This is a genomic window from Coriobacteriia bacterium (assembly GCA_018368455.1).
GTDB lineage: Bacteria > Actinomycetota > Coriobacteriia > Coriobacteriales > UMGS124 > JAGZEG01.
Window position 1 is genome coordinate 136,103 of record JAGZEG010000007.1, and the last position, 26,988, is coordinate 163,090.

General features: G+C 66.7%; 21 protein-coding genes. 9 read left to right on the forward strand and 12 right to left on the reverse strand.

Annotated elements, in window-relative coordinates:
* Positions 1–144: 144 nt before the first annotated feature.
* Positions 145–1,047, reverse strand: a complete 903-nt coding sequence (locus KHZ24_06090; GenBank protein MBS5450768.1) for a LysR family transcriptional regulator — start codon at positions 1,045–1,047, stop codon at positions 145–147.
* Positions 1,048–1,339: 292 nt separating this feature from the next.
* On the opposite strand from KHZ24_06090, the gene KHZ24_06095 reads away from it, so the two are divergent.
* Together KHZ24_06095 and KHZ24_06100 are read left to right on the forward strand one after the other, a co-directional pair.
* On the forward strand, positions 1,340–2,473 hold the full coding sequence (locus tag KHZ24_06095; GenBank protein MBS5450769.1) for a serine hydrolase: 1,134 nt from the start codon (positions 1,340–1,342) through the stop codon (positions 2,471–2,473).
* Between the two features lie 77 nt (positions 2,474–2,550).
* The gene (locus KHZ24_06100) at positions 2,551–4,185 is read left to right on the forward strand and encodes a hypothetical protein (GenBank protein MBS5450770.1); all 1,635 of its coding nucleotides are present in this window, start codon (positions 2,551–2,553) and stop codon (positions 4,183–4,185) included.
* Positions 4,186–4,251: 66 nt separating this feature from the next.
* Here KHZ24_06100 and KHZ24_06105 read toward each other — a convergent pair whose 3' ends face one another.
* The 4 genes from KHZ24_06105 to KHZ24_06120 form a co-directional block, all read right to left on the reverse strand.
* A complete protein-coding gene (locus KHZ24_06105; GenBank protein MBS5450771.1) occupies positions 4,252–4,926 on the reverse strand; it encodes an FMN-binding protein in 675 nt (224 codons plus the stop codon).
* 41 nt (positions 4,927–4,967) lie between these two features.
* Positions 4,968–6,608 (reverse strand): FAD-binding protein, encoded by a 1,641-nt coding sequence (locus tag KHZ24_06110; GenBank protein MBS5450772.1) that lies wholly within the window; start codon positions 6,606–6,608, stop codon positions 4,968–4,970.
* Between the two features lie 282 nt (positions 6,609–6,890).
* Positions 6,891–7,904 carry a hypothetical protein gene (locus tag KHZ24_06115; protein MBS5450773.1) on the reverse strand — a complete coding sequence of 338 codons (1,014 nt, stop codon included), beginning with the start codon at positions 7,902–7,904 and terminating at the stop codon, positions 6,891–6,893.
* Positions 7,905–7,969: 65 nt separating this feature from the next.
* Positions 7,970–9,106 carry a hypothetical protein gene (locus KHZ24_06120; protein ID MBS5450774.1) on the reverse strand — a complete coding sequence of 379 codons (1,137 nt, stop codon included), beginning with the start codon at positions 9,104–9,106 and terminating at the stop codon, positions 7,970–7,972.
* A gap of 209 nt (positions 9,107–9,315) precedes the next feature.
* On the opposite strand from KHZ24_06120, the gene KHZ24_06125 reads away from it, so the two are divergent.
* Genes KHZ24_06125 through KHZ24_06135 form a run of 3 tightly spaced genes read left to right on the forward strand, consistent with a single transcriptional unit; the run spans position 9,316 to position 11,515 of the window.
* On the forward strand, positions 9,316–9,819 hold the full coding sequence (locus KHZ24_06125; protein MBS5450775.1) for a hypothetical protein: 504 nt from the start codon (positions 9,316–9,318) through the stop codon (positions 9,817–9,819).
* Positions 9,820–9,865: 46 nt separating this feature from the next.
* Positions 9,866–10,324 (forward strand): hypothetical protein, encoded by a 459-nt coding sequence (locus tag KHZ24_06130; GenBank protein ID MBS5450776.1) that lies wholly within the window; start codon positions 9,866–9,868, stop codon positions 10,322–10,324.
* Positions 10,325–10,333: 9 nt separating this feature from the next.
* Positions 10,334–11,515, forward strand: coding sequence for an AAA family ATPase (locus KHZ24_06135; GenBank protein ID MBS5450777.1), 1,182 nt, complete (start codon positions 10,334–10,336; stop codon positions 11,513–11,515).
* Positions 11,516–11,519: 4 nt separating this feature from the next.
* On the opposite strand, the gene KHZ24_06140 is transcribed toward KHZ24_06135, so the two are convergent.
* The 6 genes from KHZ24_06140 to KHZ24_06165 form a co-directional block, all read right to left on the reverse strand.
* Entirely contained in the window at positions 11,520–12,218 is a 699-nt protein-coding gene (locus tag KHZ24_06140) for a Crp/Fnr family transcriptional regulator (protein MBS5450778.1), read from the reverse strand.
* Positions 12,219–12,279: 61 nt separating this feature from the next.
* A complete protein-coding gene (locus KHZ24_06145) occupies positions 12,280–13,413 on the reverse strand; it encodes an ABC transporter substrate-binding protein (protein ID MBS5450779.1) in 1,134 nt (377 codons plus the stop codon).
* A gap of 77 nt (positions 13,414–13,490) precedes the next feature.
* A complete protein-coding gene (locus KHZ24_06150; protein ID MBS5450780.1) occupies positions 13,491–14,585 on the reverse strand; it encodes an ABC transporter substrate-binding protein in 1,095 nt (364 codons plus the stop codon).
* Positions 14,586–14,770: 185 nt separating this feature from the next.
* Complete coding sequence (locus KHZ24_06155) at positions 14,771–15,694, reverse strand: hypothetical protein (protein MBS5450781.1); 924 nt, start codon at positions 15,692–15,694, stop codon at positions 14,771–14,773.
* The gene (locus tag KHZ24_06160) at positions 15,694–16,524 is read right to left on the reverse strand and encodes an ABC transporter ATP-binding protein (GenBank protein ID MBS5450782.1); all 831 of its coding nucleotides are present in this window, start codon (positions 16,522–16,524) and stop codon (positions 15,694–15,696) included. The genes KHZ24_06155 and KHZ24_06160 overlap by 1 nt, the downstream gene beginning before the upstream one ends.
* Positions 16,521–17,666: an iron ABC transporter permease gene (locus tag KHZ24_06165; GenBank protein ID MBS5450783.1), complete on the reverse strand. Its 1,146-nt coding sequence runs from the start codon at positions 17,664–17,666 to the stop codon at positions 16,521–16,523. The genes KHZ24_06160 and KHZ24_06165 overlap by 4 nt, the downstream gene beginning before the upstream one ends.
* Positions 17,667–18,090: 424 nt before the next feature.
* On the opposite strand from KHZ24_06165, the gene KHZ24_06170 reads away from it, so the two are divergent.
* The 3 genes from KHZ24_06170 (at position 18,091) to KHZ24_06180 (ending at position 22,185) form a co-directional block, all read left to right on the forward strand.
* Entirely contained in the window at positions 18,091–18,816 is a 726-nt protein-coding gene (locus tag KHZ24_06170; GenBank protein MBS5450784.1) for a VWA domain-containing protein, read from the forward strand.
* Positions 18,817–18,893: 77 nt separating this feature from the next.
* The gene (locus tag KHZ24_06175) at positions 18,894–20,300 is read left to right on the forward strand and encodes a protein phosphatase 2C domain-containing protein (GenBank protein MBS5450785.1); all 1,407 of its coding nucleotides are present in this window, start codon (positions 18,894–18,896) and stop codon (positions 20,298–20,300) included.
* Between the two features lie 67 nt (positions 20,301–20,367).
* Positions 20,368–22,185, forward strand: a complete 1,818-nt coding sequence (locus KHZ24_06180; protein MBS5450786.1) for a hypothetical protein — start codon at positions 20,368–20,370, stop codon at positions 22,183–22,185.
* Between the two features lie 204 nt (positions 22,186–22,389).
* On the opposite strand, the gene pckA is transcribed toward KHZ24_06180, so the two are convergent.
* Entirely contained in the window at positions 22,390–24,183 is a 1,794-nt protein-coding gene (gene pckA / locus KHZ24_06185) for a phosphoenolpyruvate carboxykinase (ATP) (GenBank protein ID MBS5450787.1), read from the reverse strand.
* Between the two features lie 492 nt (positions 24,184–24,675).
* Here pckA and KHZ24_06190 point away from each other — a divergent pair, with 492 nt between their 5' ends.
* Positions 24,676–26,988: an LPXTG cell wall anchor domain-containing protein gene (locus KHZ24_06190; GenBank protein ID MBS5450788.1), complete on the forward strand. Its 2,313-nt coding sequence runs from the start codon at positions 24,676–24,678 to the stop codon at positions 26,986–26,988.

The following is a 26,988-nucleotide window of genomic DNA, read 5'->3' on the forward strand; positions in this document are numbered from 1 at the left end:
ACGACGATATGGGCGGATTGTTTCCAACGTGATTCCGAGCGTACTTTAGCGAAATAAAGTCCGTCGGCGGCACGATTCCCTCACCGAGCGGAAAGGGAATGGAAACAAAGTCAGGCTTCAGATCCCACGTGGCATCGCCAGCAATTAGAAGATACGCAGGCCTCGCAAGTGAGAGACGTACTGGAGGAACTGCGGGGACTTAAACGACGAGAGCGTGTCGACATAGAGAGGCACCGTCATGGGGCCGTCGGGCGTCACAAGGGAACGCAGGCAGATCCGCGGCTCGGAAGTCGTGTCGACGACGCTTTTCGCCGCGACGCACAGCACAAGAGCCTGGCGCCGAGTAACGAGGTCGACATAGTGATCAAAGCCCTCGATGGGTATGGCTTCGGGACACAAGCCCTGGCCTGCGAAGCTGGCGAGTACCTCTTTGGTGAAGGCGTCAAGGTCCCGCGCGTAGGCCAGAGGAAAGCGGGCAGCATCCGCAAGTGCGACAGAGTGAGAGCCAGCGAGTTCGTGGTCGGTCGACATGACAACGCCGACGGGCACAGAGCCAACCTGCAGGCAATCAAGCACGGGCTGGTCGCGCTTGCCCAGCGAGATAACACCGTCGATCTCGCCCGTGCCCAGCATGCGCATGACATCAGCGTCGATAGAGGGGATGAGCTCCGTCTTCATACCGAGGCGGCTCCCCAGCCCCGCGGCGATGCCGGCACAGATCTTGCCGTAGTCGCGAAACAGCGGCGTGAGCAGACCGAGGCGCAGGCTAGGTCCGCGATGGGACGCCGTGTAGCTGCGCGAGAAGTTCTCGAGCCCGTCGAAGCGCCCCAGTGCCTCGACCGCCTGCTCGTAGAAGGCAAGGCCAAACTCCGTCGGGGTGACGCCGCCGCGGGCGCCGCGCGAGAACAGCTCGTTGCCCAGCTGCGTTTCCAGACCGATGATGGCCTTGGAGACGGCCTGCACCGTCACGCTCTGCTGCTTGGCAACGCGAGAGAAGCTTCCCAGCTCGACGGCGCTCACGAAGAACCTGATCTGCCCAATATTCATAAGCGCCCGCCGCCTCCCACATCCCCGGCCACCACGTACCTCCCAGCATGTCAACACAGTGGCCGAGCATGCATATGTCTTGGATTGTACGGAATGATTCGCATGCGCGACGTAAATCAGACAAGGTCAACCCGGGGTTGAGCTGACATCACGGACAGGCCACGGCCTCCGCCAAGGAGAGCAACGCACGGGCCGCACACCATGCGCCATATCTTCACAGCGCTGCGAGAGAATGCGCACCCTGGTGCAACATCGCGCATCCGTCCGCCAACCACCGTCAACGAGGTCTTCCGTGAGCGACACGCCGCCCCCCTCACACAACGTCGACGCGTCCGCCTCCCCGCAGAGACACCGAGCCGTCCCGCGCTGGCTCACGCACGTCGTCGCGCCGCTGCTCTGCGCCGCGACCGCAGGCTCGCTCACGCTGTTCGGCGGCGTAACGGCGCTCGCAAGCTGCGGCATAGGCGACCCGCTGTCGGCAAGCCTGCGGGGAGACGCCTCGCAGGGCGCCTCGGCCTGGGGCGACGCCGCCGGCACCGTCGTGCGCGAGGGCGGCTCAGACACGTCGGTGCTCGACCTGTCGGGCGTCTCGTCGCTGCGGCTCTCCTACGCCGTGCGTGACGCCCTCGAGCCGCTCGCTCAGCAGTGGGGCGACCAGCTGAGCGTGAGCTTTGTCGCGCTGAACGCCGACACGGCCTCCGGGCTCGTCGACGGCAACGAGGCGCTGCCCACCGGCTCCGTCAGCCTCAACGGTGACGTGGCGATCCCTTCAGCGAGCATGATCAAGCTCGCGATCCTCGCGTGCCTACTCGACGAGTCGGCGCAGGGGCACGTCGACCTGGACACGACGCTCGAGCTCACGCCCGATGACGTCGTCGGGGGAAGCGGCACGCTACAGCATGCGGAGCCCGGCACGACGTATACGCTCGAAGAGCTCGCCTACCGCATGATCGCCGAGAGCGACAACGTGGCGACGAACATGATCATCGGCGTGCTCGGCAAGGACGCTATCAACGCCGAGGCCGCCCGCCTCGGGCTCTCGCATACAGAGCTGCACCACACGATGATGGACACGACCGGCACGGATCCCGAGAACAACTGCACGTCAGCCGATGACGTAGCCCGCATACTCGCCATGGTCGCAACCGGCCTGCTCGTCAACGCCGACAGCAGCGCGCTCGCCCAGGACTTTCTCGAAGCGCAGACCGTCGACATGGGGCTGGACGCCGGCGTGCCTGACGGCGTGGTCGTCGCGCACAAGACCGGCACGATCGAAGGTGCCATCCATGACGGAGGCATCGTGTACGCGTCCGGGCAAACGTACGTGCTCTCCATCATGACGCAGGGGCTGGACTACGCCGAGGCAACCAGCCTCATCGAGCACGTATCGAGTACCGTGTACGCTGCCGTCGAGGATATGGCATAGGTTTTCTGCAATACTAGTGCCCATAGGGTATTTCTCAACGAGCAAAGGCACGCACGACATCAGGGAGAGATGCCGATATGTGCAGCGACCAAGAGAACGCGCAGGCCACAGGCATCATACGCGAGTACGGCCTGCGGCGCTGGATATGGCTGTTCTCGGGCGGCGTGGGGCTCGCCATGTTGCTCACAGCCGTGCCGCTATTCCTGGCGCCCCTGAGAGCCGGCTTGGCCAACAACCTGTTCCCCCAGCACTATGTCACGTTTGCGTACTTCGTGGCCTACGCGCTCACGATGGGAGTTTATCTGTTCGGCATCCATCGAGGCCGCGTACCCCGCGCGCTCACGTTCGGGCCGGTACAGGCGCTCGTCGGCACGCTCGGCTGTGCCCTGCTCGTCGCAGGGCGCATCGTGCTCAACACCATCCACGACACATGGGTCGCAGCAGGCCAGCCTGCGGGGCAGCTCATCGTACCCGACTGGGTCGACCCCCTGCGCTGGGCCGGGGCGGCGCTGTCGGCCTTTGTCGCCGCCTGCGCGCTGTTGAGCTCCTACCGCCTGCTGCGCCGACTCGAGCCCGAGCGCGCCACAATTGCCTGCGTGGGGTCGTTTACCGTGCTTGCCGTGCTCACAACCATCAGCGCCCACACAACGGGCCCTGTCTCACCGGTTCTCTACGCCTTCGTGCCCGCGCTTGCCTATGTCCTGCTGCGCGCCGCAGACGCCAACGTGCCCTACAGCGACCTCTCGACCATCGCGGGAGCAACGCCGCACGTCCGCTCCGGCATCCCCACACGTGCCGACACCCTGCGCTACTGCGCCCTGTTCGGCACGCTCTTCCTGCTCGGCCTGTGGGCGCTTGAGTTCTCTGGCTCTCACAAGGCCGGCGACAACGGCTATCTGATGGTGCCCGTCTTTGCCCCGCTGGCGCTGACAGCGTTCGCGATCGGCTGCTGGCTCACCCTGGGCCGTCGCCATGCCGTGAGCTACGCGCTGCTCTGCCGCATCTCGCTGCCGGTGCTCGGACTGTGCACGTTGCTGATCTACCTGCCGAGCGGCGCCGGCCCCACGCGTTACTTCGAGACACTTGCCTCCGCCCTCGCGCTTGCCGCGCTGCTTCTGAGCGACATGACCGCCTGGTGCGTCGACTTGGCCCGTATGCGCGGGGCTGGCCTGGCGTCGGAGCGGCTGTTCGTGCTGCAACGCGTTACGCTATGCGGGGCGCTGCTGGCAGCCGACATCGTGTACGGGATGAACTTCGACCTCTACGTCAAGCTCAAGATCGGCATCGGTCTGCTTGCCATCGCCCTGTGCGTCGTGACGTTCTGCTTCTCGCGACCCGGGTATCTCGCCCAACAGGCGACCCTTGACGATCTCGACCTCTCGGCGGGTGTGCCCATACGGGCGAGCCTCAGCGACGTCGCAGGTACCCCAAGGACGACAAGCTCGCAGGTTCTCGAGAGCGGTACGAGCGATCCGGTGAGCCCAGAGACGCCCTCGAGCAGCGCGCCCTCCTGGGCCGACGCTATCGCGACGCACGGCCTGACGGCGCGCGAGTCCGAGGTGTTCTCGCTGCTGATGGAAGGCCTCGACGCACAGGGCATAGCGACAAAGCTCGGCATCTCGCGCACGACGGTCAACACGCACACCCAGCACATCTACGCCAAGTTCGACGTCCACTCCTACAAGGAGCTCTCACGCGCCGTTCGGCAATAGGGTCGCCGGGAAACAACGGTGGGGCGGGGACCATTGCGCTTCGGCCCCCGCCCCGCACCGCCTTACTTACTTCTTATCCTTCGCGCTGCTCGCGGCGCCCGCGCTCGCAGCCTTGGCAGAAGCTTCCTTCTCGGCCTTCGCCTTGGCCTTGGCCTCCTGCTCGGCCTCGTACTTGACCAGAGCCGTCGCACCCGACGCCTGCGTGCGGATGTCGTTGATCGCCTCGTTGAACGCGTTGCTCGTCACCGTCGCGCCAGAGATGACGTCGACGTCGCCATCAAGCGTTCCACGATCAAGCAGGCTCTGCATCATCGCAGGTCCAGCCACGGCACCAATGCCGCCGGTCTCTGCAGACCAGACAACCTTGCCGTCCACGGGAAGTCCGTTGGCAATCGTCACCTTCACCTTGACATACGGGCCGATGCCGCGGCCCACGCCAAAGTAGGTCCCGTCGTTGTAGCCCGCCTGAGCCTCGGCGAAAATCTGCGCGCTCGCATCGAGCAGAGCCTGGGTGGAGTACGTGGCGCCGGAGATGGTGCTCACGCCCTCGATGTCACCGCCCGACTTGAGAATCTGCTGCGCGAGTATCGTGTTGGCGTCGCCGCCGATGCACGTCGTCTCCGCCGACCAGGTGACCTTGAAGTCGCTCAGCTGCCCGCCGTCGATCGTCGCCTGCGCCTGGACGTAGGGGCCGATGCCGCGGCCGCGCCCGATATACAGACCGTCAATATAGTTCGCCATGTCGCTACCTCCTCACTGTTATCTCTTGTCGGCGTTCGCGGCTAGGCTTGCGGGTCGAGCTTGGCAGCGTCGATGACAGCGTAGCGGCCGGTCGTCAGGGCCTCGCAGATATTGCCCTGGATGTAAATCGTGTCGCTGATGGAGCCGAACTCGCCGCAGTTGTAGAGGCGCGGGATGACGTTGCCGTCAACGTCAACCGTGCGGCCCCAACCATCGTGCTGCGGGCCGCCCTGCGTGTTGAGCGCGCCGGGCGTCAGCTCGATGGCGTAGAACGGCGCCGTCTCGATCTTGCCGAGGCTAAAGGAGCGGTTGAAGCTGGAGTCGAACTGGTCCTTGTCCCCGTCGCAGTAGGCGTTCCACGCCTTGACCGTCGCCGCAAGGCCAGCCGGGTCAATCGTGACCGCCGTGCCATCGGTCCTCGTGCCCGCAGCAACGGCAGCAAGGTCCTCGATCGTGTCGCCCTTGAACATGAAGCCCTGGTCGAGCAGCTCCTGGTTCGTGAAGTGGGGGATGGCGCTCTGCGTCTCGGCGTAGCTCTCGAAGAAGCCGTGGAGCACGGAGCCCTGGAACAGGCTCACGTTGTCAAAGAACGTCTGGTCGAAGACGATCCAGTAAGGCATGTTCGTGTACTTGGAAGCCTTGCGGTCCCACTCGAGCCACACCTTGTTGCTCATATCGTGCGTGACCTGGTGCTCCTCGGAGATGAAGCGCTTGCCCGCCTCGTTGACCCAGATGTACTCGCCGTGCGTGTCATCGGGGTAGCAGGGCAGCGGCGCGCCGACGCCGTACGCGTCGGACAGCAGGCGCAGGTCGGGCGTCGACCACTCGAAGCCGGGGAAGTGCCACATGGCAGCGCCGTGCTTCTGGCAGATGGTGATGCCGTCGCCCGTGTTGTACGGCGTGCCGTTCGGGCGCACCCAGATGCCGGGGTGGTTGTACGTGGCCTGCAGGTAGGCGTTGCCCTCATAGCCACCCATGCACAGGATGACGGCCTTGTTGGCCTTGATGTAGTGCTTCTCGGAGCCGTCGCCGTCCGTGGCGGTGTACTCGACGCCGAGGATCTCCTTCGTCTGGGGATCCTGGATGAGGTCGGTCAGTCGGGAGTTCAGACGGATGTCGGCGCCCTTCTCCTTCGCCATCTTCGACATGGCGCGGAACAGGATCTGGCCCGAGCCGGGCTTGCCGTTCTCGTCCTTGTAGATGTACGTCGTGGCGTTGTTCTTCTCGAACTCAAAGAACGAGAGGCCCAGGTCGTTCGTCATCCAGTCGAGCATGTGTGACTCGTTGTCAACGAGGTCGTCAACGATGGAGGGATCAGGCAGGCAGTTGAACGAGAGCGTCTTGATCTTGTTCTTGAACGCCTCCCAGTCGTCGTCCTTCACCTTGAAGGCATCGTGCAGCATGCCGGAGGCCGAGCCGAAGTTGCCGCCGTCCTCGATGGGGCTCTTCTCGAGCGTGATAGCGGGGACGCCCTGCTCGGCAGCTGTGAGGGCAGCCGAGACGCCAGCGGCGCCGTAGCCGACGATGACGACGTCCGTCTCCTCGTCCCAGGCCTCGGGCAGCCACCAGGCGCTCTGGGCGGCCTCGTCGGCCTTGGCCATGGCAGCGCCGGCAACGGCGGCAACGCTGGCCGCAGCAGCGGCACCGGCGACGAAGTTCCTCCTGCTGATCTCTGACTCCATGGACGCGCTTCCTTTCGGGTAGGGCGCGTCTCGCATCCAAGCGGGACGCGCCGTTTTCGAACGACAGCTCCGCACACTACCCGGCAGCGTCAAAAAGCGCGTCCTCAGAAGTGATGATGCCGGCTCACTCGGCACGAAAACGCCGCCTCATTATTTGTAATGAGGCGGCGTTGATGAGGCCATTTACCTGCGGATATAAGATTCTCTGGCAACGTGCGGCTCCGGAGTGGCGCCCCGTGCGCACAAAACGGAGACACAGGCGTACGGCCTCGAGAAGTGTGCCTAGTCCTCCTTCTCCTCGAGCGGCAGATCGAGGATGCCGCTCTTGTGACACAGGATGGAGTAGCGGTCTCGGATGTTCGAGCGGTACTTCTCGTTCGTAACGCGTCCGTAGGCGCAACGGTACGTCATGAGGGCCTCGCGCACCTTCTCGGGGTTACCGTACCCGTCGCGCTCGCGGGCGTCACAGATGATGGCGTCGAGCGCCAGCGCCTGCCGGTAGACGAAGTACCCCACGCTCGCCGCAGGCTGGCTGCGCGCCGTGTTGCGGATGCCACGCTGCGCCACCTTGATGATGAGGTCATAGTCCGTGCTGTCGCCCAGGATCTGCATGAGCATCGTCAGACAGCACTGAGCTGCGACAAGGCTGCCATACGTCCCGTCTGGCCCCTGCACGTCCTCGAAGATGGCGCGCTGTAGCACGCGGCGCGCCTCCGTTACACGCCCGGCGTACAGGTGCAGCTCGGCCTCGAGGTTGTAGCCGCGCTCGTCGATGGGCAGGTACTTCTGGTACGCCAGCGCCATGTCCATGGCCTTGCCCACGATATCGTCGATCTGGTCGCGCGGACAGGCCGTGACATAGGCCTGGTAGAAGCGCGTCGTGTCGAAGAACGGGTAGTGGTGGTTCCAGTAGCGCTTCGGCGTCTGCTCGAGGCGCTCGATGAGCCGCAGACCCTCGTCAAAGCGACCGCACTCGCCCGCGGCGTCGATGGCGCGAGCGAGCAGGTCAACGTCGCCGGGATACAGCTCGAGCGCGCGCTTGCACACCGCGAGTTCCGTCACGTAGTCGCCCGCGTCGTCATACGCCATCGCGAAGTTGAAGAAGTCCGGCGCAGACCCGACGACCTCGCCGGCCGAGCCAAGCACCGCGGCGGCGACGCGGCGATAGTAGGCGCCGCCGCCCAGCTCGCCGCGCGGGCCGCGCAGGGCGGAGTTGGCCTCGTCCACGGACATGAAGCACAGCTCCTCAGAGCGCGGGCCGTTCGGGAGCGCATCGAGATAGTCGCTCATATTCATGAGGAGAAAATCCTTTCCGCAGTCAGAGGGCCGAGCATCCAGTATAGGGCGGCGACGTCCTCCCCTTACAGGTTGCCTGCCAGCAAGCCAGGCTCATCATGCAAGCGGCGCAGGACGGTAGCCGTGCCGTCGCGCCCGAGCAGGGCGAGCAACGCCAGCACGAACAGGCGGCGCGGCGGGTCGGCGGAGAAGCGCGTCGCGAGATAGCCGAACGGCTCAGCGAGATAGTCCGGCTCTGTGACACCGGTCGCGCGAGCCCCGCCGATATCGGCACGCAGGCCACGGCGCTCCTCGAGCGCGGCGACACCCGTCACAAACGCGTCGCGATCGGCCGCGCGCATCAGGCGCTCGCAACGGCGCAGCAGCTCGCGGCAGGCCATGCCACCGTCGGTACACAGGCGCAGCGCGAGCTCGTCGCGCACGGCCTGCGGCAGGGTTTCCGCCGACTCGCCGGGGTGCGCACCCCGTACGTCCGTCATGACGTCAGGCGGCAGCAGCTCGGCAAGGAGCGCTTCATCGTCCACATACGTCCGCAGCAGCACACGTCGAGGCCCGCCGCACAGCAGCTCCCGCACGTCGGCAAAAGATAGCTCCCGCGAAGCATCGGCGACGGACGACGCGGAGTCCGAACCGTGCCCCGCCTCCCCCACACCCGCCATAGCAGCCGGCATCCCATACGCCGGCGCCTCCGCGCGATCGGCATCCGCGTCGGGTTCCGCCTTCTTCTCGAGGCGCACGTTCAGCCTGTCGTCCAGACCGGGCTTGGCGTCGGCCCGGACGTTTTCGGCAGCGTCGCGCACGCCCGCGGCGCGGGAGGCGGGGCGAGCCGTGGCATAGATGACGTCGCTCAGGCGCTCGATGCACGCCTCGATGGTCGCCTCGTCCGTGTCGGCGTCGATGCCCGACACGATGGCGTCGACCTCCGGCGTGTAGGCGTCAAACGAGCGCAGCGTCTCCTTGATCGTCACGAGCGCGCCATACAGCGTCGAATATTCGTCCAGGGCGTAGCGCGTGACGAGGTCCTTGTAGTTAACGGCCCCAAACTGCTGGGGCCAGTTGTCGTTGCGCGCAAACACGCGCTTGGCGGTGCCCGGAGTCGCCCTCAGGTCCTCGTCGAGACCCGACCAGCGCTTCCGGCTCGCCCCAGCCAGCTCGTACAGCACGCGCATACCCGCACGGCATGTCATCTCGCACTCCGCCATCGCCGCTCCCCTCGTCACAGACGGCCCGCTGGCAAGCACAGTACCGCATCGCGACGGCCCGCACCAGGCGTTTCATCCTCACGCGAACCGTTCGCGCACCGCACACGGCCCTCATGCGCACTCGCCAGACCGGCCGTCCGCCCGCATTGTTATGGCCACACCGAAACCCGAGTGCGACGGGTCACGACGCGCCATCGAAAGGAGCACCCGTGAGCTACCTAGACGACTTGAAAGCACTGTTCAGCGACGACCCCGATTCGCCCGAGGAGGACGGCGGCGCCACCGTCCCCGCCCTGACGACGCTCGAAACGGTGCGCCACCAGTTCGAGGAGGCCCGCCTCCCCGTTGTCGAGCACCCGAACGGGCTCTTCACGACCAACGGAGAGCGTCGGGGCTGCGGCTTTGCGACTGTGGAGGCCCTCGTCGACGAAGAGTCCGGCACGTGCATGTTCAACATTGACACGCACTTGCGCGTCAGCCCCGAGAACGTCCGTCCCGTCAAGAGGATGATGCGTTCGATCAACAGCGCGCTCATCCAGACCGGTCTTTCGATCGGAGACGGCACCGTGCACTTCATCCCCGACGAGCCTATAGACATACGAGGGGGCGGGGACATCGCGCTAGCCATCAACCGCGGCCTGTCGACCATCCACGAAAACGCTTGGCGCTTCACCGCCATCGACGCGGGCATTCCCGCGTGGAAGCTCGACTAGCCCCTCCCGCAATCCGGACGCACCACATTCTCCGAAAGGACGTCTCATGAGCATCGTCACGAGCTCCTGCCTCCCTCACAAGGGCTCCCAGCTGTGCGGGCAAACCCTCGTCCCCAACGACGACTCCTCGCTCTTTGCCTGCTACCCCTGCTCCAACATCACGGTCTGCGTCTCGTATGAGATCGGCGACAGCCATCCCCCCTACCTGCGCATGCTCCCGGCCATCCAGATTCCCGAATTCGCTCGCGAAGACACGAAGAAGCTCCTGTACACCCACGAAGACGACCGTTTCGGCGACGTGACGATCGACAAGGATGACGGAGAGATCGTCATGCGCCGTACGCTGGCCGACCGCACCCTCGAGACGGCGGAGCGAGAGCTGTCCGGCTGTCTGGAGTTCCTTGACGACGTGGCCTACCCCGCCCTGCGCTCGGTCATCGCGCGAGCCCACAGGAAGCGCCCGCGCAAGGGCACCGACGACGAGTGGCCCCTCGCCTTCGAGTAAGGAGTGACTATGGCAGCAACTGCCCGGTACTTCGCCGGGGTACTCAACCTGGGCGAGCAACCCGACTACGAGCAGGTCGCCCGCACCATCGACCTGATGCGTGCCAGTGGCGTGCCGGTGGAGCCCCTGCCAGCGGTCGTGCGCGACGGGACGACGAAGCTGCCGTTTCTCGCAAAGGGGCGGACGGTGCCCTCCCCGCTCGACAACGAGCTGCGCGACCCGCGCGGCGACATCGAGCGTCTGTCTCGCTGGCACCTCGACGCCTACGCCAACGTCGACCCGCGCAAGGCGGGCGCCGACACGCTGGACGCCCTCGTGCGCCTCGAGCGTGAGTCCTCCGACCGGGAGGGAAACGTGCGCCCAGCCGACCTGCGACCTCGCCCCGAGCCTTGCCGAGACCTCGAGCGCGTCTTCGAAGGCCTCGTGGGGCTCGACCGCCAGCAGGCCGTCCTACGCAAAGTGGGCACGCTGGCCGCCAAACACGGGCGCGAAGCCGTGGGATGCCTGCACATGGCGTTCCTCGGCGCCCCGGGCACCGGCAAGACGGAGCTGGCACGGCGCCTGCTCTCCTACTACGAGGCGCTCGGCGTCACGGGCGGCGGCTCGTTCGTCAAGGTGAGTGCCGCCGACCTCGTGGGGCGCTACGTCGGCACGAGCGCGGCGCGCACCCGCTCAGCGCTTGACCGGGCCCGCGGTGGACTGCTGTTCGTCGACGAGGCGTATGCGCTCATGGACTCGAGCAGCTACGGCCAGGAGGCCATCGACACGCTCGTCGACGGCCTGGAGGATAGGCGAGACGAGCTCGTCTGCGTCTTTGCCGGCTATCCCGACGAGATGGAGCAGCTCTTCGCGCGCAACCCGGGCCTGCGCGACCGCTTCGCCTTCCGCGTGGCGTTCGACGACTACACACCCGCCGAGCTCGCCCAGATATTCCGCCTGCTGGCACAGGCGCGGGGATTCTCGGTCGACGATGGCGCACTCAAGGCGGCGAAGCGTCTGCTCGGGCAGCTCCGGGGCACGAGAGGCTTTGCCAACGCCCGCACGGCGCGCCGCCTCATGGAGCGCTGTCTGCTCGAAGCCGCCCAGGCCCGCGACGAGGCGCTCATCTGCGCGCCGGACGTCGAGGCGGCCTACGCTGAGCCCGATCTGGGGGGCGACGCCCGATCCGCCCGCATCGGCTTCACGGCGTAGCGGCCTATACCCCCGCTTGGACGCCACGGCGCACGGGCGGGCGCAGGTGCAGCTCGAAGTGGCTGCGGTCGTACTCGATCTGACCCTCGTCGCGCAGCCCCGACAGCTCGCGCGACAGGGCGGCGCGGTCGATGCACAGAAAGTCTGCCAACTCCTGACGATTGAGCGTCACGTCGAACGCGCTCGCCCCATGCCGGTGCGCCTCGTATTGCAAGTAGGCGATGAGCTTGCCGCGCGTCGTGCGCCGGCGTCGGATGTCCATGGCCGCCATAAGCTCCGCGTTGAGCGAGCCCAGCGACAGGGCGAGGTTGCCAAGCACCATCTTCGCGCACAGGACGCAATTGTCGCCACGTAGCTCGGCGTCGGGCACGCTGAAGTAGAGCACCCGGCTCTGCTCGCACGTCGTGACGACGATCTCGCGCAGCAGCGCCATACGGCTCGACTCCCGACAGAAAAGGGCCTGCCCCGGCATAAGCTCGTGCATGATTGTACGGTTGCCCTGCTCATCGTAGGTGCAGGCCAGAGCACGGCCCGTCATCAGGTACGCAACAAACCCCGGCGTGCCGTCCGCCGTCGCAATGACCTCGCCCGCGTCAAGCTCGGCGAGGCGTGCGTTATAGCACTCGAGCAGATGGTCGATCTTCGAGGCCTTCACGCCATCGAAGAGCGGCAAGTCACGCGGGATCTCGTCCCGCGAAAGCATGCGATGCAACGTGCCCTCCCCTGGGGCGGTACCCATCGATACCGCCCCAGGGTAGCATTACTTACTTCGCCGCGCCGCCGAAGAACGCGTCGTACTCGTCCTGCGGCAGGTCGTAGTTGTAGAAACGCTTGAAGAAGTCGACGGTCTCCTGGTGCAGGTCAATGTCATCGAACACGCCGGGAAACACCGTCTGGGCCAGCCACAGGAAGCCAAGCGGCGCCTCGGGCGAGGGACGATCCCACCAGAACGCGCCGATGGGGCAGGAGTAGACCTCACCGTTCTGGATGGCGGCGATGTCCTGCACGGCAGGGTCGCTCGTGAGCTCGGTGAGGTCCTTGCCGCCCTGGACGACGATGACGTCGGGGTTCCAGCCCAGCGCCTTCTCGATCGTGACGTCGCCGTTGAGGTCCTCGTCGGGCACGGCGAACGTTGCACCGATCGTGTCGACCCACACGCGACCCCAGTCGCCGGTGTTCGCCTTCGTGATGACAGGCGAGCCCAGGTAGTACACCTTGCGGGCGCGCTGCTCGTCCGTGAGCTTCGCCACGCGCTCGGCGATCTTGCTCATCATGTCGTCCCAGTACGCCACGAGCTCCTCGGCGCGCTCATCGTTACCGAAGAGGTGACCGACGTTGAGGAACTCCTGCTTGAGCGTGTCGACGGCCGCCCAGCCGATGAGCATGACGTACGTGCTCATGCCGACCTCGCGGATCTGGGCGTTGCCCTTCTCCGAGCTCACGCCGCACAGCACGATGTCAGGCGCCTGGGCCGCAATCGTCTCGACGTTCACGTCGTCGAACGAGCCACCGTTCACGACGTCGTTGAGCACCGGAAACATCTTGAGCAGCTGGGGGAACGCCTCCATGGAGGGCTCGGCAACGATCTTGTCGGGACCGCCGAAAATGACGGCCTCGTGCGTCGCGCCGCCGTTGCACGTGATGGCGACGCGCTCGATCTTCTCGGGCACGGCAACCTCGTTGCCCTGGGCGTCAATGACGATGGACGGGTCGTCGGAAGCGGCGATCGCGACCTGCTTGCCCTTGCCGCCACCCTTGCCCGAGCCCTTTCCGGCATCCTTCCCAGCAGAGGCGCCGTCAGCTGCGTACGCTGTGCCCGTCAGGACTGTCGCAGCACCCAGGGCGGCAGCGGCCGCCACGAAGCTGCGGCGGGAAAGAGGGGTGTTCACGCGTTCCATGGTGCTCCTTTTCGTGTCAGAAAACGTAGGTCCGGGCCGCACTGGCAGCCCGGACGTTTTTGTCAGAAAAGCGCGCTCTACTTCGTACGCAGGAAAATGCCGTCGAGGTCCTCGTCCGTCAGGTCATAGTTGAAGAACTGGGCGTAGAACTCCTTGCACTTCGCCTCGACGTCGAAGTCGGCAAACGCCTCGGGATAGAGCGTCTTAGCGAGCCACGCGAAGCCGAGCGGCACCTCAGGCGAGGGAACGTCCCAGCTCATCGTGCCCTTCGGCGTCTTGTAGACCGCGCCGTTCTTCACGGCCTTCAGGTCGGCATACGCCTCGTTCGTCAGGATGGCGTTCACGTCGCCCGACGTGCTGATGACGTCGGGATCCCACTCGGCAACCTGCTCGATGCTGACGTCGCTCGTCATGCCGTCCTTCTCGACAGCAGGGATGCCGCCCGCGCCCTTGATCCACGACGTCGCCCACGGGGTGTGGCTCGCGGCCGTGAGCTCTGCGCCGCAGCGGTAAACCGTCAGGCGATCCTCCTCGGGGATGGTCGCCAGCGTATCGGAGACGTAACCCAGCACGTCATCCCAGAACTTCATGAGCTCGTCGGCCGTGTCGGTCGTGCCGAGCAGCTTGCCGGCGTTCATATAGTCGTTGCGCATGGACTCAATCGTGGAGTTGGCCGTGCCGAGCGTGTACGTGGGGATGCCCAGCTCCTCAATGGCGGCGTTGCCCTTGTCAGACGTGCTCGACACGAACGCGAAGTCAGGCTCGGCGGCGGCGATCGTCTCGATGTTGACGTCGTCGAACGTGCCGGCGTCCACGGCGTCCTCGATCTGCGGGAACAGCTTCAGCACGAGCGGAGAGCTCTTAGCCATCGACGGGCTCACGACAAGGCGGTCGGCGCCGCCGAATACGCACACGGTCTGCGTCGCGCCACCCATGCACGTGACGGCGATGCGCTCGATCTTCTCGGGAATGGCGACCTCGCGGCCCTTGTAGTCGATGACGACGCCGTCTTTGGCGGCAGAGGCGGCCTTGTCAGCAGCACCGCTCGCCTTCGCGTCGGCAGCCTTGTCGGAGGCAAGCGCCGTACCAGCCAGGCCGCAGGCGGCAAGCGCCGCGCCCAGGCCAGCCGTCGCCCGCACGAAGCCGCGGCGGGAAAGCATGTCTTTCTCCATAGTCCCAGATCCCCTTTCGTCGGCGCGATGTCTCGCACCCTGTCTCCGGTGGCCTCGCCGCACACCCCCGGGCACGTCGCCGTCCTCGGCAACATGCCCGCCTGCGCGGTACCGGCCGCCCTCGCTTCCATCTGCCGCCCGCCCCGACCACTCGGCACGAGACGGGCAACCTGTATGCACACCCTCTACGAGCGGGGGAATGTCACCACATAGGGCCGCGTGATCTCCTGCGGCACCTGGCGCGCCGCCGCACCACGCAGCGTCGCGTCAATAAGCCCGTCGGCGTCCACGACGGCGCTGCTCGCCACGCACGTCACACCGAGCTCCGCAAGCGCCTCGAAGGGCGCCCCGGAGGACGGGCCGAACATCACGACGTCACGGGCGCGTCTCGGCAGCGCCATGAGCTCGAAGAACGTCCCGTTCACGAGCGTGCAGCCCGTGAGGAACAGCACGTCAGCCTGCGCGAAGAGCGCCTCCGTGTCCTCGACGCCGTGGAAGCGCAGGCCCTGCGGGGCCGTCTCGACGCCCGCAGCCGTGACGTGCGCGCACATGAGATCGCAGGCCGGTCGCATGTCGATGACGTCGACGGTCGCCCCGCTCTGCCGCAGCTCGCGCATGAACATGCCGGCGCCCACAACGGCAACGCGGTCACTCGGGCGCACGAGGCTCCCCACGCAGTCGTCGAGCAGCTCAAGGCCGGAAGTCTCGAGCGCTGCGGGCTCGTTGCCGGGGGCGCTGGCAGCGTTGAGGCAGGCCAGCGCCAAACCGTCGGCGACGATGGCCCCGAGTTCCGTCCCGGCATCCGGGCTCGTCGCCCAGGCAAACGCAGCGCTCACCGGCTGGCCAATGAGTGGCTGCATGCGCTCGAGCGCTCCGAAGTCAAACGGGCCGTACACCTCGTGCGCGCCCGTGAACATGAAGGCGCGACCGACGTGGTTCCCCTCGAGGCGCACGACGAGCCACATGCCGCCGAACGCGATGTCTCGAATCGGCAGCGCCGCCGTCGCGGGATCCGCCTGAGCCGCACGCTCCCACAGGCCGGGCAGGCCCAGCGCCAACCGCTCAGGAGCCAGAGCCGGCGCTGCGGCCCACCCGTTTCCCTCGGCCATCACGCGTCCTCCCCTCGTCCGTGTGCCTCGGTCTCGCGCGGGTCGGGCAGCACGGGAATACACGCCGTGAGCTCGCCACCCGGCACGTCGTCGAAGTGCAGGTTCGTCACCTTGACCTTGATGCCATACGCCTCGTTGAGCGTCTTTTCCGTCACGATCTCCTCAACGGGCCCCACCGTGAACGGCTTCGTGCGCGACATGACGACAGCCTTCGTGCAGGCCAGGTAGGCGTGGTCGGGGAAGTGCGACGTCATGATGACGCCGACGCCCTCCTGAGACAGACTCCTCACCTGCCCGAGCACGCGCATCTGGTTGCCGTAGTCCAGGCTCGACGTCGGCTCGTCCATCATGAGGAACGCCGGGTGCTGCATGAGAGCGCGAGCGATGAGCACCATCTGCCGCTCGCCGCCCGACACCTCCGTGTACACCTTGTCGCGCAGGTACGACACGCCAAGGCGCTCGAGCACGGCCTCGGCGTCGCGATAGGCCCGCTTCGAGGGGCCGGTAAACAGGTTCTCGCGCACGACGGAACCCATGACGACAACGTCAAGCACGCTGAACGGGAACGGCGGCTCGTGGACCTGCGGCACGTAGCCGATGAGCGACGCCACCTGCTTGCGATCGTTGTGGTTCACGCGCTGGCCGTCGACGTACAGGCCGCCCCCCGTGAACGGGATGAAGCCGAGCAGGGCCTTGAACAGCGTCGTCTTGCCCACGCCGTTGGGGCCGAGCAGACAGAGCACCCCGCCGCTCTCGAGCTCGAAACTGACGTCATGCACGATGTCGGCGCCGCCGTAACCCGCGCAGACGCCCTTTGCCTCGATGATCATGCCGACTCCTTCTTGCGCTTGAACAGCAGGTAGACGAAGAAGGGAGCGCCGATGAGCGACGTGAGAATGCCCAGCGGGATCTCGGCCGTGAACAGCGTGCGCGCCAGGCAGTCGACGACGAGCAGGAAGATGCCGCCCACGAGCAGGGACATCGGCACGAGGTTCTTGTAGTTGGGCCCCACGATGAAGCGGCACATGTGCGGGATGATGAGGCCGATCCAGCCGATCATGCCCGCCACGGCCACCGACGTCGCCGTCAGCAGCGTCGCGCACAGGATGAGGCCGCCGCGGATGCGCTTGACGTTCAGCCCGAGCGACTGGGCCTCCTCGTCGCCGAACACCATGACGTTGAGGCGCCAGCGCAGCAGGAACGTGGGGACGACGCCGATGAGCAGCGGCACGATGAGGAACAGGACGTCGTTCTTGTTGACGTTGGCCAGGCTGCCCATGAGCCAGTACGTGATCTCGGGCAGCTTGGACTCCGGGTCGGCCACGTACTTGATGAGCGTGATGAACGACGAGAACAGCGTCGAGACGACCATGCCCGCCAGGATGAGCATGAGCACGGCGTCCTTGCCGCGACTCACGCGCTGGCAGATGAGGTAGGCCACGGCAACGGCCAGGATGCCGAACACGAAGGCGTTGAGCTGCACCATGGCGTAGGGCAGCGAGAACAGCAGCGCGAGCGCCGCGCCAAAGCCCGCGCCCGAGCTTGCGCCCAGGATGTCGGGAGACACCATCGGGTTGCGGAAGAGCCCCTGGTAGACGGCGCCAGCCACCGCGAGCGCCGCGCCGATGCCGATGGCGGCGCAAATGCGCGGCAGGCGCACCTTCCACATGATCGTCTGCGCCATGGCGGGCTCGGAGCACTCGAAGCCGAATATGCGCGAGCCGATGATATTGAGCACGCCGGCGGGCTCGATCGGATACTGGCCGATCATGAACGAGCCGAAGAACAGCACGACGAGGAGGACGGCCGCGATGCCAATGGCGGCGTGCAGCTTAGCCGGAGAAGGCGCGCGGTCCGATCCCGGCAGCCCCGGCTGGGCATGTCCCCGGCGCGGCACGGAACTGTGCCTCGAGGGCGAAGGCGCCTCGGAGTCTGGAGGTGTTTCCACCTCGGGCTGTATAGTTTCTGCCATGCGCGATGTCTCCCCCACGCCTCCCGCTGACTCCGGTGTGGCCCGCAACGCCCCCTGCACGCGAGCACCGTGTCCCTGTGGACACTATTACCTAGGAAAAAAGTCAGCTTGTTTCTAGTCTGTTACATAGCCCACTCTATGGCTCCCCGATTCGTCTGTCCGTTGCATTTGCAACGGACAGACGGGCGGCACTTGTATACACGCAGGCAATCTAAGTCCCACTCAAGCCCTGCCGTGACGTGGGCGACGGGGCTCGCAACGAGGTCCTCCCCAAAGAGCGACACTATCGATTCCGCAGCTCAGACATGATGTTGAACCTCGCGCGCACCCTCGATGCACCAGAGGCGCATCCCCTGCGCACTCGCCGGCGGACGGGAAAGACCCGATAGTGGCCACAACGTCCACCAGCGAAGGGAGTTCCCCCATGAGCGCATATGAAGACGCCATCTACGAGACGACGCCGCTCGAGCAGATCCAGCGCGACCGCATGCCCGAAGCCATCAACGAGGCGCACCTCGCCCTCGTGCTGCTTCTCGACGTGTCCGGCAGCATGGCAGGCGATCCGCTCGACAACCTGAACCGCGCCCTCGTTCGCTTCAAGAAGGACCTCGCCAGCGACGCGCAGGCACAGCGCAGCGTCGACGTGGCCGTCGTCACATTCGGCTCGGACGTCGACGTCGTGCAAGACTTCGTCCCGCTGCCTCACTTCCAGCCGCCGACTCTGCAGGCGAGCGGCCTCACCGCGATGGGCGCCGGCATCAACCGCGCCATCGACCTCGTCGAGCAGCGCACGGAGCTCTATCGCAGCCTCGGCACGCCCAGCCACCGCCCCTGGATCATGATGATGACCGACGGCTGCCCCACCGACGACATCGCGGACGCCGAGCGGCGCATCGCCGAAGAAGAGGGCCGCGGTTTGCACACGCACCTCAAGTTCTTCGCGTTGGGCACGCCCGGCCACGACGAGGCGACGCTGCGCCGGCTCACGAAGGTCGAGAAGCGCTACATGCAGCTGTCCAACACCGACTTCACCGGCATCTTCCACTGGCTCTCTGAGTCCATGTCCGTGATGTCGTCGAGCATGCCTGGCGCAAACCCGCAGCTCCCCGCCCTGCCCGCGAACGCGACGCTGCCTCCGAGCAGCTGGTAGGTCCTTCCTGGGCACCAGCCCCCAGCTGGTTCGGCGCCCTCCACACCCCGTGTCCCTGTTCCGAGAAAGGACCTCTCATGATCGCATACGGCATCTCCCAGGCGGGGCGCTCCCACATCGAGCGCGGCCTGCCCTGTCAGGACAGTCACTACATCCTGCCTGCCCAGGAGGAGGGCACGTGGATCCTCGCCGGCGCCGACGGCGTGGGAAGCGCCGCCCACGCCGAGATCGGCGCACACATCGCCGCTCGCGAGGCCGCGCTGTTCTGCGCGCGCTGCCTGCCGCCCGATCGCGATCTCACGAGCACGTACTCCATGGTGCGCACCGCCATGAACTACGCCCTCAAGCAGGTGCTGCGCCGCGCCCTCGCCGACGATGAGCCCGCGGAGCGCTACGACACGACGTTGACGCTGGCCATCTACGACGGGGCGCGCGTCATCTACGGGCACGCCGGCGATGGTGGCCTGTTCGCGCTGCGCTGCGATGGGGGCATCGTCGAGGTCACGACGCCCCAGCACGGCCCCGACGGCGAAACGGTCATCCCGCTGAGCGGTGGCTACACGGGCTGGGAGATAGGGACGTACCCACACGACGTCGCCGCCCTGCTGTTCGCGACCGACGGCATGCGCGCAGCGCTCAAGCCGAGCCTGCTAGCGTTTGCCGGCTCCCAGCGCCAGGTGCACGCCAGGGCGGGAGTGGGCGCCAAGGTGAGCGCAGGGCTCGGCGCGCTCGCAGGAAGGCTGCAGCCGGGAGGCGGCACGCACGCGGGCGAAGACGTCGACGACCCGACCATCTATACGCCGCTCGTGCGCTTCTTCGCCGACCCGCGAGGGCTCGAGGCGCGCGCCGATGCAGGGCATGCCCTCGTCGAGGCGAGCCCCTGCGCCCCGCAAACATCCGTCGAGGAAACGCGCCCGGGCGACGCGGCCACCCCCGCGATGCCAGCGCGCGAAGCCACGCAAGCTCCCCTCGATGCGGCACAGGCCGGCGACGCAGCCGCCTTCTCAGAGGCCCCCGCGACTCCAGACGTCCCGAGTGGGGCATCCGAACCCGAGGACGACAGCACGCTCACGTCGTACGGCGTCGACCCCGCAGCCTTCGAGGCGTTCGCGCGCTTCGTTGCCGGCGAGACGGGGTCGCCCGTCGACGTCTACTACGACCGAGTCTCGGCCCTCCTCGGCACCGAAGGCGACGCCGACACCGCCCGCGAGCTCGCCCGCATGCGCGCTGCCGGCGTCGGCGAGCGCTTCGTGCGCGCCGTGCGCGACGACCGCACGATCGCCGTCATCGCCAACCCCGACGTGCCGCTCGCCACCTCGGCGCACCCCTATCGCGAGCCAGACTGGGACGCGCTGACCGTTGCCTGGCAGACGGCACTCTACCCCTCGCTTGGAGCCGCTCAAAGAGAGACGCACGCCACGCCCGGCGCCCGGCCCTCGGCCCCATCACAGAAGACCCCACTTTCGCATCTCCCCCGGCCGTAGTCCGCACAGGGTGGGATGCCCGCCCGCTATCAGATCCCACGAGCGACACCGTCGAGGAGGCGCGTCCATGAAGTTCACCGGCGTGAGCGGCATCACGTACCAGACGCAGGACAAGCCGCTCGGACGCGGCGGCGAAGGCAGCGTCTACGCGGTGGAGGGCGTCATGCGCGCCGGCTCAGCGACGCTCAACCGCCCACGCCCCGGAGACACGCGCCTCGTCGTCAAGGAGTTCGCCGCAGGGCGTGCCGACGCCCAGCGCCGTGCCAAGCTCAGCGCCATGGTCGCACGCCGGCCTCCGGCGGCGGCACGCGCCCAGCTCGCCTGGCCCCTCGACATCGCCCAGCGCGACGGGCACTTCACCGGATACGTCATGCCCCAGGTCGTGGCCTCGCACCACCTCAACGAGTACTACGTCGCCAGTCCGACGGGCATCGGCGGGCCCGGCGGCGCCTCGGCGACGTACGCCCGACAGCTGACGCTCGCATACAACCTGGCCGCGGCCGTCGCCTGCGTGCACGACCTCGGCCAGGTCATCGGCGACTTCAATCCCGATAACGCCCTCGTGGACGAGAAGACGTGGACGGTCACGCTCATCGACTGCGACTCGTTCCACATCACGGACACGTCGGGCACCGTTTATCGCTGTGGCGTCGGAAAGCCCGACTACCTGGCGCCCGAAGTGCACGCCGCCCTGGCGCACGCCCCGGCAGGCGCGTCGCTCGAGACGCTGAATCCCTCGCCCTACAGCCAGCAAACTGACCTGTTTGCGCTGGCCGTGCACGTGTTCGCCCTGCTCGAGAACGGCTGTCACCCATTCGCTTGTGCCGCAGCGAACAGCATGTTCGGGAGCTCGGCAGCGCGCAGCTGTCCCCAACCCGTCGACAACATCAAGAGCGGCTTCAGCCCATTCTTCTCGCGCCGCTCGGGACTCACGACGCCCGTGTATGCGCCGGACGTCGCCTGCCTGCCGCCCGCGATCCGCGCCCTGTTCAAGCGGGCGTTCGTACGCGGCCATGCCCACCCCAGCGAGCGCCCGTCCGCCCGCGCCTGGGCAGCCGAGCTACGCACGGCGCTCCAGACGCTCGAGCCGTGCCCCGCTTGCGGCGCCGAGCACCCAATCGGCTGCATGTGCCCCCGGTGCGACGTCGCGCAGGGCATGGGAAAGATCAGGCCAACGGGCTCGAACGCGAGCGGGCACACGGGAAGCCAGTTCGCCATCCCTAACCCCACTGCGCCCAGAATGACACCCCAGGGCAGGCTCGGCTCATCCTCGGCCCCCTCCGCAAGCACCTGTCGGACGAGGAGGCAGGCCGCAAGAGGCTCCGCCGCCGGCCCCTTTGCGCAGCAGATCGCCGGAGCGCGCTCAGCGGCGCGGCAAGTGCAAGTCGCCGCGAGACGAAAGTTCCGCCCAGTCGCCCACGTCGTCCACAACTGGATGGCCAAGCCGGCACGCGGGTGCAACCTCACCGCCCTGCTCGGTCTTCTAGTTCTCGCCGTTCTCGTCTGGAGCATCCCGTACATGCCGCCCGAGTACATCACGGGAACGAGGGACGCCCTCAACTCCGACTGGCGCCCCTGGGTCACGCTTGCCATCTGCACAGGAACGCTGCTCGCAAACGTTCAGTCTCCGCAGGGCGACGGCCACGACGGACAGAGGTTCTTCGCGGGCACGGTCAAGGCGTATCTGTGGGGCTTGGCCTGCATCGGCGTTGTCCTGTTTGTCGACACGTACCTCGCAAGCGGCAGCGGTCCCGCATCGTGGATCGAGTTCGCCAAGACGGCAACGCGCATCGCGACGATAGTCAACCTACCCCTCTACGCCCTGACGGCCCTCATCTACGGCCTCGTCGGGAGCGTCCAGCTCTCTCGGCGCAACCGGCCGTGAGGCACCGCGAGCGGACGAGCTTCCGGCCCCCACTGCGTCGAGTGTGGGCCGACTCGGATGTCTCCGCAAAAAGAAGGCCTGCAAACCCTCAAGTAACCTGGGGGTTTGCAGGCCAAAGCCTTCAACCTGTCGCGAGGAGGCCTCCGTCAGCCCGCATTCGACGCGGATGTGCACGCGCCCAGGCGACCCGGGAGCCTCATCCCGCTAGATGGCCGGGCTCTTCGGGCGTGCGCCAGCCTCGGAGTGGACGTCACACATCGGCTCGACGCTCGCACTTGTCACTGCGTCGCCCTGCTCGGGCTCGCCGGCGAGCGGGTGCGGGCCAGCCGCGGCGACCTCAACAGGCGCATGCGGGTAGCGGCGTGCAAAGTTGCCCTCGAACATGCGGGCCAGCTTGTCGGCGGCTTCGTCATAGGCCCTCGCCGACGCCCACGTGCCGCGCGCGTCGAGCACGGAGGCGTCGACACCCGGGCAGCTCGTCGGCACGTCGACGCCGAAGCGCTCGTCGCGCACAAACTGCGCCTGCTCGAGCTCGCCAGAAAGCGCCGCACGCACCATGGCGCGGGTCGCAGACAGCGCCATGCGGTGCCCAACGCCGTAGCCGCCGCCTGTCCAGCCCGTGTTCACGAGGTAGACGCGGGCGTCGTCGCGCGCGATGCGCTCCTTGAGCATCTCGGCGTACGTCAGCGGATCAAGCGGCATGAACGGCTCTCCGAACAGGGCGGAGAACGTCGGAACCGGCTCGACGATGCCCTGCTCCGTGCCGGCGACCTTCGAGGTGAATCCCGTCATGAAGTGATACATGGCCGCCGTCTCGGACAGGCGCGAGATGGGAGGCAGCACGCCGAACGCGTCGGCCGTCAGGAAGACAACGACGCGCGGCAGGCCGCCCGTGCCGGCCGGCACGCAGTTGTCGATGTGCTCGATGGGGTAGGCGACGCGCGTGTTCTCCGTAATGCGCGTGTCGTCGTAGTCGGCCACGCGCGACTCGGCGTCGAGGATGACGTTCTCCGTCACGCTGCCGAAGCGGATGGCTCGGAAGATGTCGGGCTCGCGCTCGGCCGAGAGGTTGATGCACTTGGCGTAGCAGCCGCCCTCGATGTTGAAGACGCCCTCGTCGGACCAGCCATGCTCGTCGTCACCGATGAGTCGGCGCGTAGGATCGGCCGACAGCGTCGTCTTGCCCGTGCCCGACAGGCCAAAGAACACGGCCGTGTCGCCGGTCTCGGGATCCATATTGGCCGAGCAGTGCATGGACAGCACGTTGTCCTCGACGGGCAGCAGGTAGTTCATCGTAGAGAAGATGGACTTCTTAATCTCGCCGGAATAGCCGGTGCCGGCCACGATGATGACGTGCTCTTCCAGGTTGATGACGACGGCCGACGCCGTGTTCGTGCCATCCGTCGTGGGGTCGCACGCATAGCCTGGCACGGCGTAGACAACGAAGTCCGGCTCGTAGGTCTCAAGCTCCTCGGCAGTGGGGCGCACGAGCATCTGGCGTGCGAACAGGGCTTGGTGGGGCATCTCGGCCAGCACGGCGAAACGGCGCGCGTGGGCGCGATCGGCACCAGCCATGGCACGCACGGCGTAGACGTCGCGCTCGCCCAGGTAGGAACGCACGCCTGCGAGGATGCGCTCGTAATGCTCGGACGAGATGGGGGCGTTGACCTTGCCCCAGGCGATGCGCTCGTGAACGGTGGGCGTATCGACGATGAAGCGGTTCTGCGGAGCGCGACCGGTGTACGTGCCCGTCGTAACGGCAAGCGAGCCGGTGGACGTCAGCGTGCCGTCGTGGCACTCGACGGATGCCTCGACGAGACGGGCCGACGAGAGGTCAAGGTGGGCCCGTTCCGGAGCGCATACAACGCCGCAGGCCTCGATGAAGGCGACCGCCCCGGGCTGGGAAGAGGTCGAAGCGCCGTCATTTGTGGAGTCGCCGCAGGTAGCCGCTTCGCACGCGGTCGTCGTCGAGCACGTGCCGCACTTCGCGTCGGACATCGCCACACCTTTCCTGGCCGCATGCCAGCGGCCGATCGCAAGCAGAGTCAAGGAGGAGGGCCACGCTCGCCAAAGCCACGCGGCAGCGCCCCTCTCGGAATCGATCGAGCCCAGCTTACCGCAGCGCCATCGAAGCGAAGGTCCTACGTTTCCAGAAAGTTTCGTATCCGCCCGCGATTTCCAGGTGAGCGGCACGTTCCGCCACCCTCGCCGCGCCATCGTCACACGAAGGTTCGCTCTCATTCGGAGGACAAAACGAAGAGGCCAAAAGGCATGGCATGGCGCCCAGGCGCCCAACGGGTCGCGGCGTGCGTTCCGCAGGGAAAGGCATTCGTTCCTCTGAAGAACAATTTCAGGCGTATTTGATAGTCCGATATGCTTAGTTTCATCGAATCTCTATACAATTGAAGTTGAGATTCAGGCCCCGGTGCCTCCTCTCTCGGCCGCACCTGGGCATCTCGCATGTGCGTGCACCGACAAAGGAGGGTCCTCATGACTCGCACGAAGAGCACGTACGACGGCCTCGGGCAGCTACACCGCCGGCTGGTGTGCGGGGCCGCGCTGGGCGGCGCGCTGGCGTTGACGGTCGCGCTCACGCCTGCGCTAGCCAGCGAACCCGTCACCGGGGATTTGGCCGCCCCAGCCACCGCCACCCAGACCGTGGTGCCGGGACAGCCCGCGGTCGAGCACGCGGCCGACGACGCCCCAATTGCGCCTGAAACCTCCAGCCCGGAGGTGAACAGCGAACCCGCCGCGCCCACTGCGGACACAGCCGAGAAGCCGGCCTGGCTGCAGGGTGAGAATCTGCACATAACCGCCAGTCCCACCGAGGAGGGCGGCGCCGTGTTCGCAGGGCAGACCGTCACCGTCAGCGTGACGCTCGACGCCGACAACCCCGACGAGCTGCCCGGCCTCGCCGACGTCTCCCTACCCGGAAGCGCCGGCCTCGAACCGATCGGCCCCGTAGCACAGGACGGCGCCACGTTCTCCCGCGAGTTCCTCGTGACGGACGGTGTCCCCGTCGGCTCATACCTCGAAATTTCCGTCCTCATCAGTGAGACGGACACCCACGCCGAGAGCACCGCACTCGACATCACGACACTGCACCGGGCCCAGCTGGCGGACTACACGGCCTACTTCGAGGTGCGTAACTCCATCGACGAGGATCAGCTCCTGCTTGACTACCAGTCGCCCGGCGCCGACGAGCTGCTCGAGTACATTGCCGGCCTCGACGGCGACGAGATGTTCCTCAATCTTCCCGCCGAGGACCAGGACATCGTCGACCTCTACACCTGGACGCTCCAGCACCTCATCGACGAGCTCGTGCCGAAAACCCACGTCACGTTGGACATCGTGACGCGGCCGGGCGGCGTCGCCCCCGGTGGCGTCCTCGACGTCTACGTCAAGGTGAGGGGCCTCGGTGACGACGAGGAGCTACCTCTCGCCAAGGACAATATCGTCATCCTCGCCGCCATCGACGAAGAAAATCCCCTGCCCTACGCGGACGACTCCGACGGTCCGATTCGTATCGCCGACCCCAATACCGGCGAGGTCGGCTACCTCGTATCGTTCAACGTGCCCGACGACGCGCCCTTAGGCTCGGCGATCGAGATCGAGGCCACCATGCTCGGCGACGCCCACACCTCAGACGGCATCGTCACCGCCTCTGTGCCTGTCGCCGTAGCGGACGTCTCTGCGCTGCAGGAGGCCGTCGCGCAAGCCGTCGAGCTCATCTACGGCCAGGACGGCACAGATTTCACCGCCGAGTCGCGCGAAGCCCTGAGGGATGTGTATCTCACGAATCTGGACATGCTGTCCGGGCTTAGCGAGGGGCTTTTCGTCATGCCCGAAGCGCCCGAGGACGTCGACGCCATCAACGCAGGGCTCGCCAGGCTCAGCGGCGCATTCCAGCCGAAAATCGACCTCATCGTCAAGGATCTCCACAGCGCAATGAACAGCCTGGTGTTCGACACGGGCGTCATCATCGCGCCGCAGGCAAAGGTCTACGACGGCACGGCGACGTTCTCCGACGTCGTGCTCGCAGGCATCCCCGGCACCACGCTCGGGGACGCCGGGCGCATCTCCGGCGTCGCACAGGTCAGCTCGGCCGACGCCGGCACGTACGCCGAAGTCGTCATCCCGCGCTCCGAGCTGGCCGTCTCCGGAGACAATGCCGACCAGCTGTGGGAAGAGCTCGACGCCATCACCGACGAGGATGGGCTCATTCGCGCAAGCGACGTGAGCTTTACGATCGAGAAGGCCGAGCCCAGGCTCTCCATCAGCATGCCCTCGCAGGTCACGGCAGGGGAAGCGTTCCAGGTCGGTGTCACGATGGGCGCGCCCGCAAGCGACCCCGACGGCATGGGCCTGCCCACCCCCGAGCAGATGTCCATCGCGGTTGACGGCGCCACGGGCGACGGCGTTATCACAAAGGAAGGCCACACGTACGTCGCCACGTTCACAGCCGGCAACGACGCAGCGGGCGCAACGCTGACGGCGACGGCCCGCGTCCTTGACGGCGCGACTAACTACGCAGCAGGCGGCGACGCCACGGTGACGGCAGCGGTCAAGGCCGCCCCGGAGCAGCCAGCCAAACCCGACGAGGGCGACAAGGAACCCCAGCCCGACAGGCCCACACCGGGCGATAACAAGAAGGATGAGCCCAAGAAGGAGCAGCTCCCCAAGACCGGCGACGAGTCGCTAAGTCCCGCTGTCGCGATCGGCATCGCCGCAGGCGGCGTGGCCCTCGCCGGCGCCGGCGCCGCTCTCATCGCGCGCTCCCGCAGAAAGGACAGCGAGGCCTAA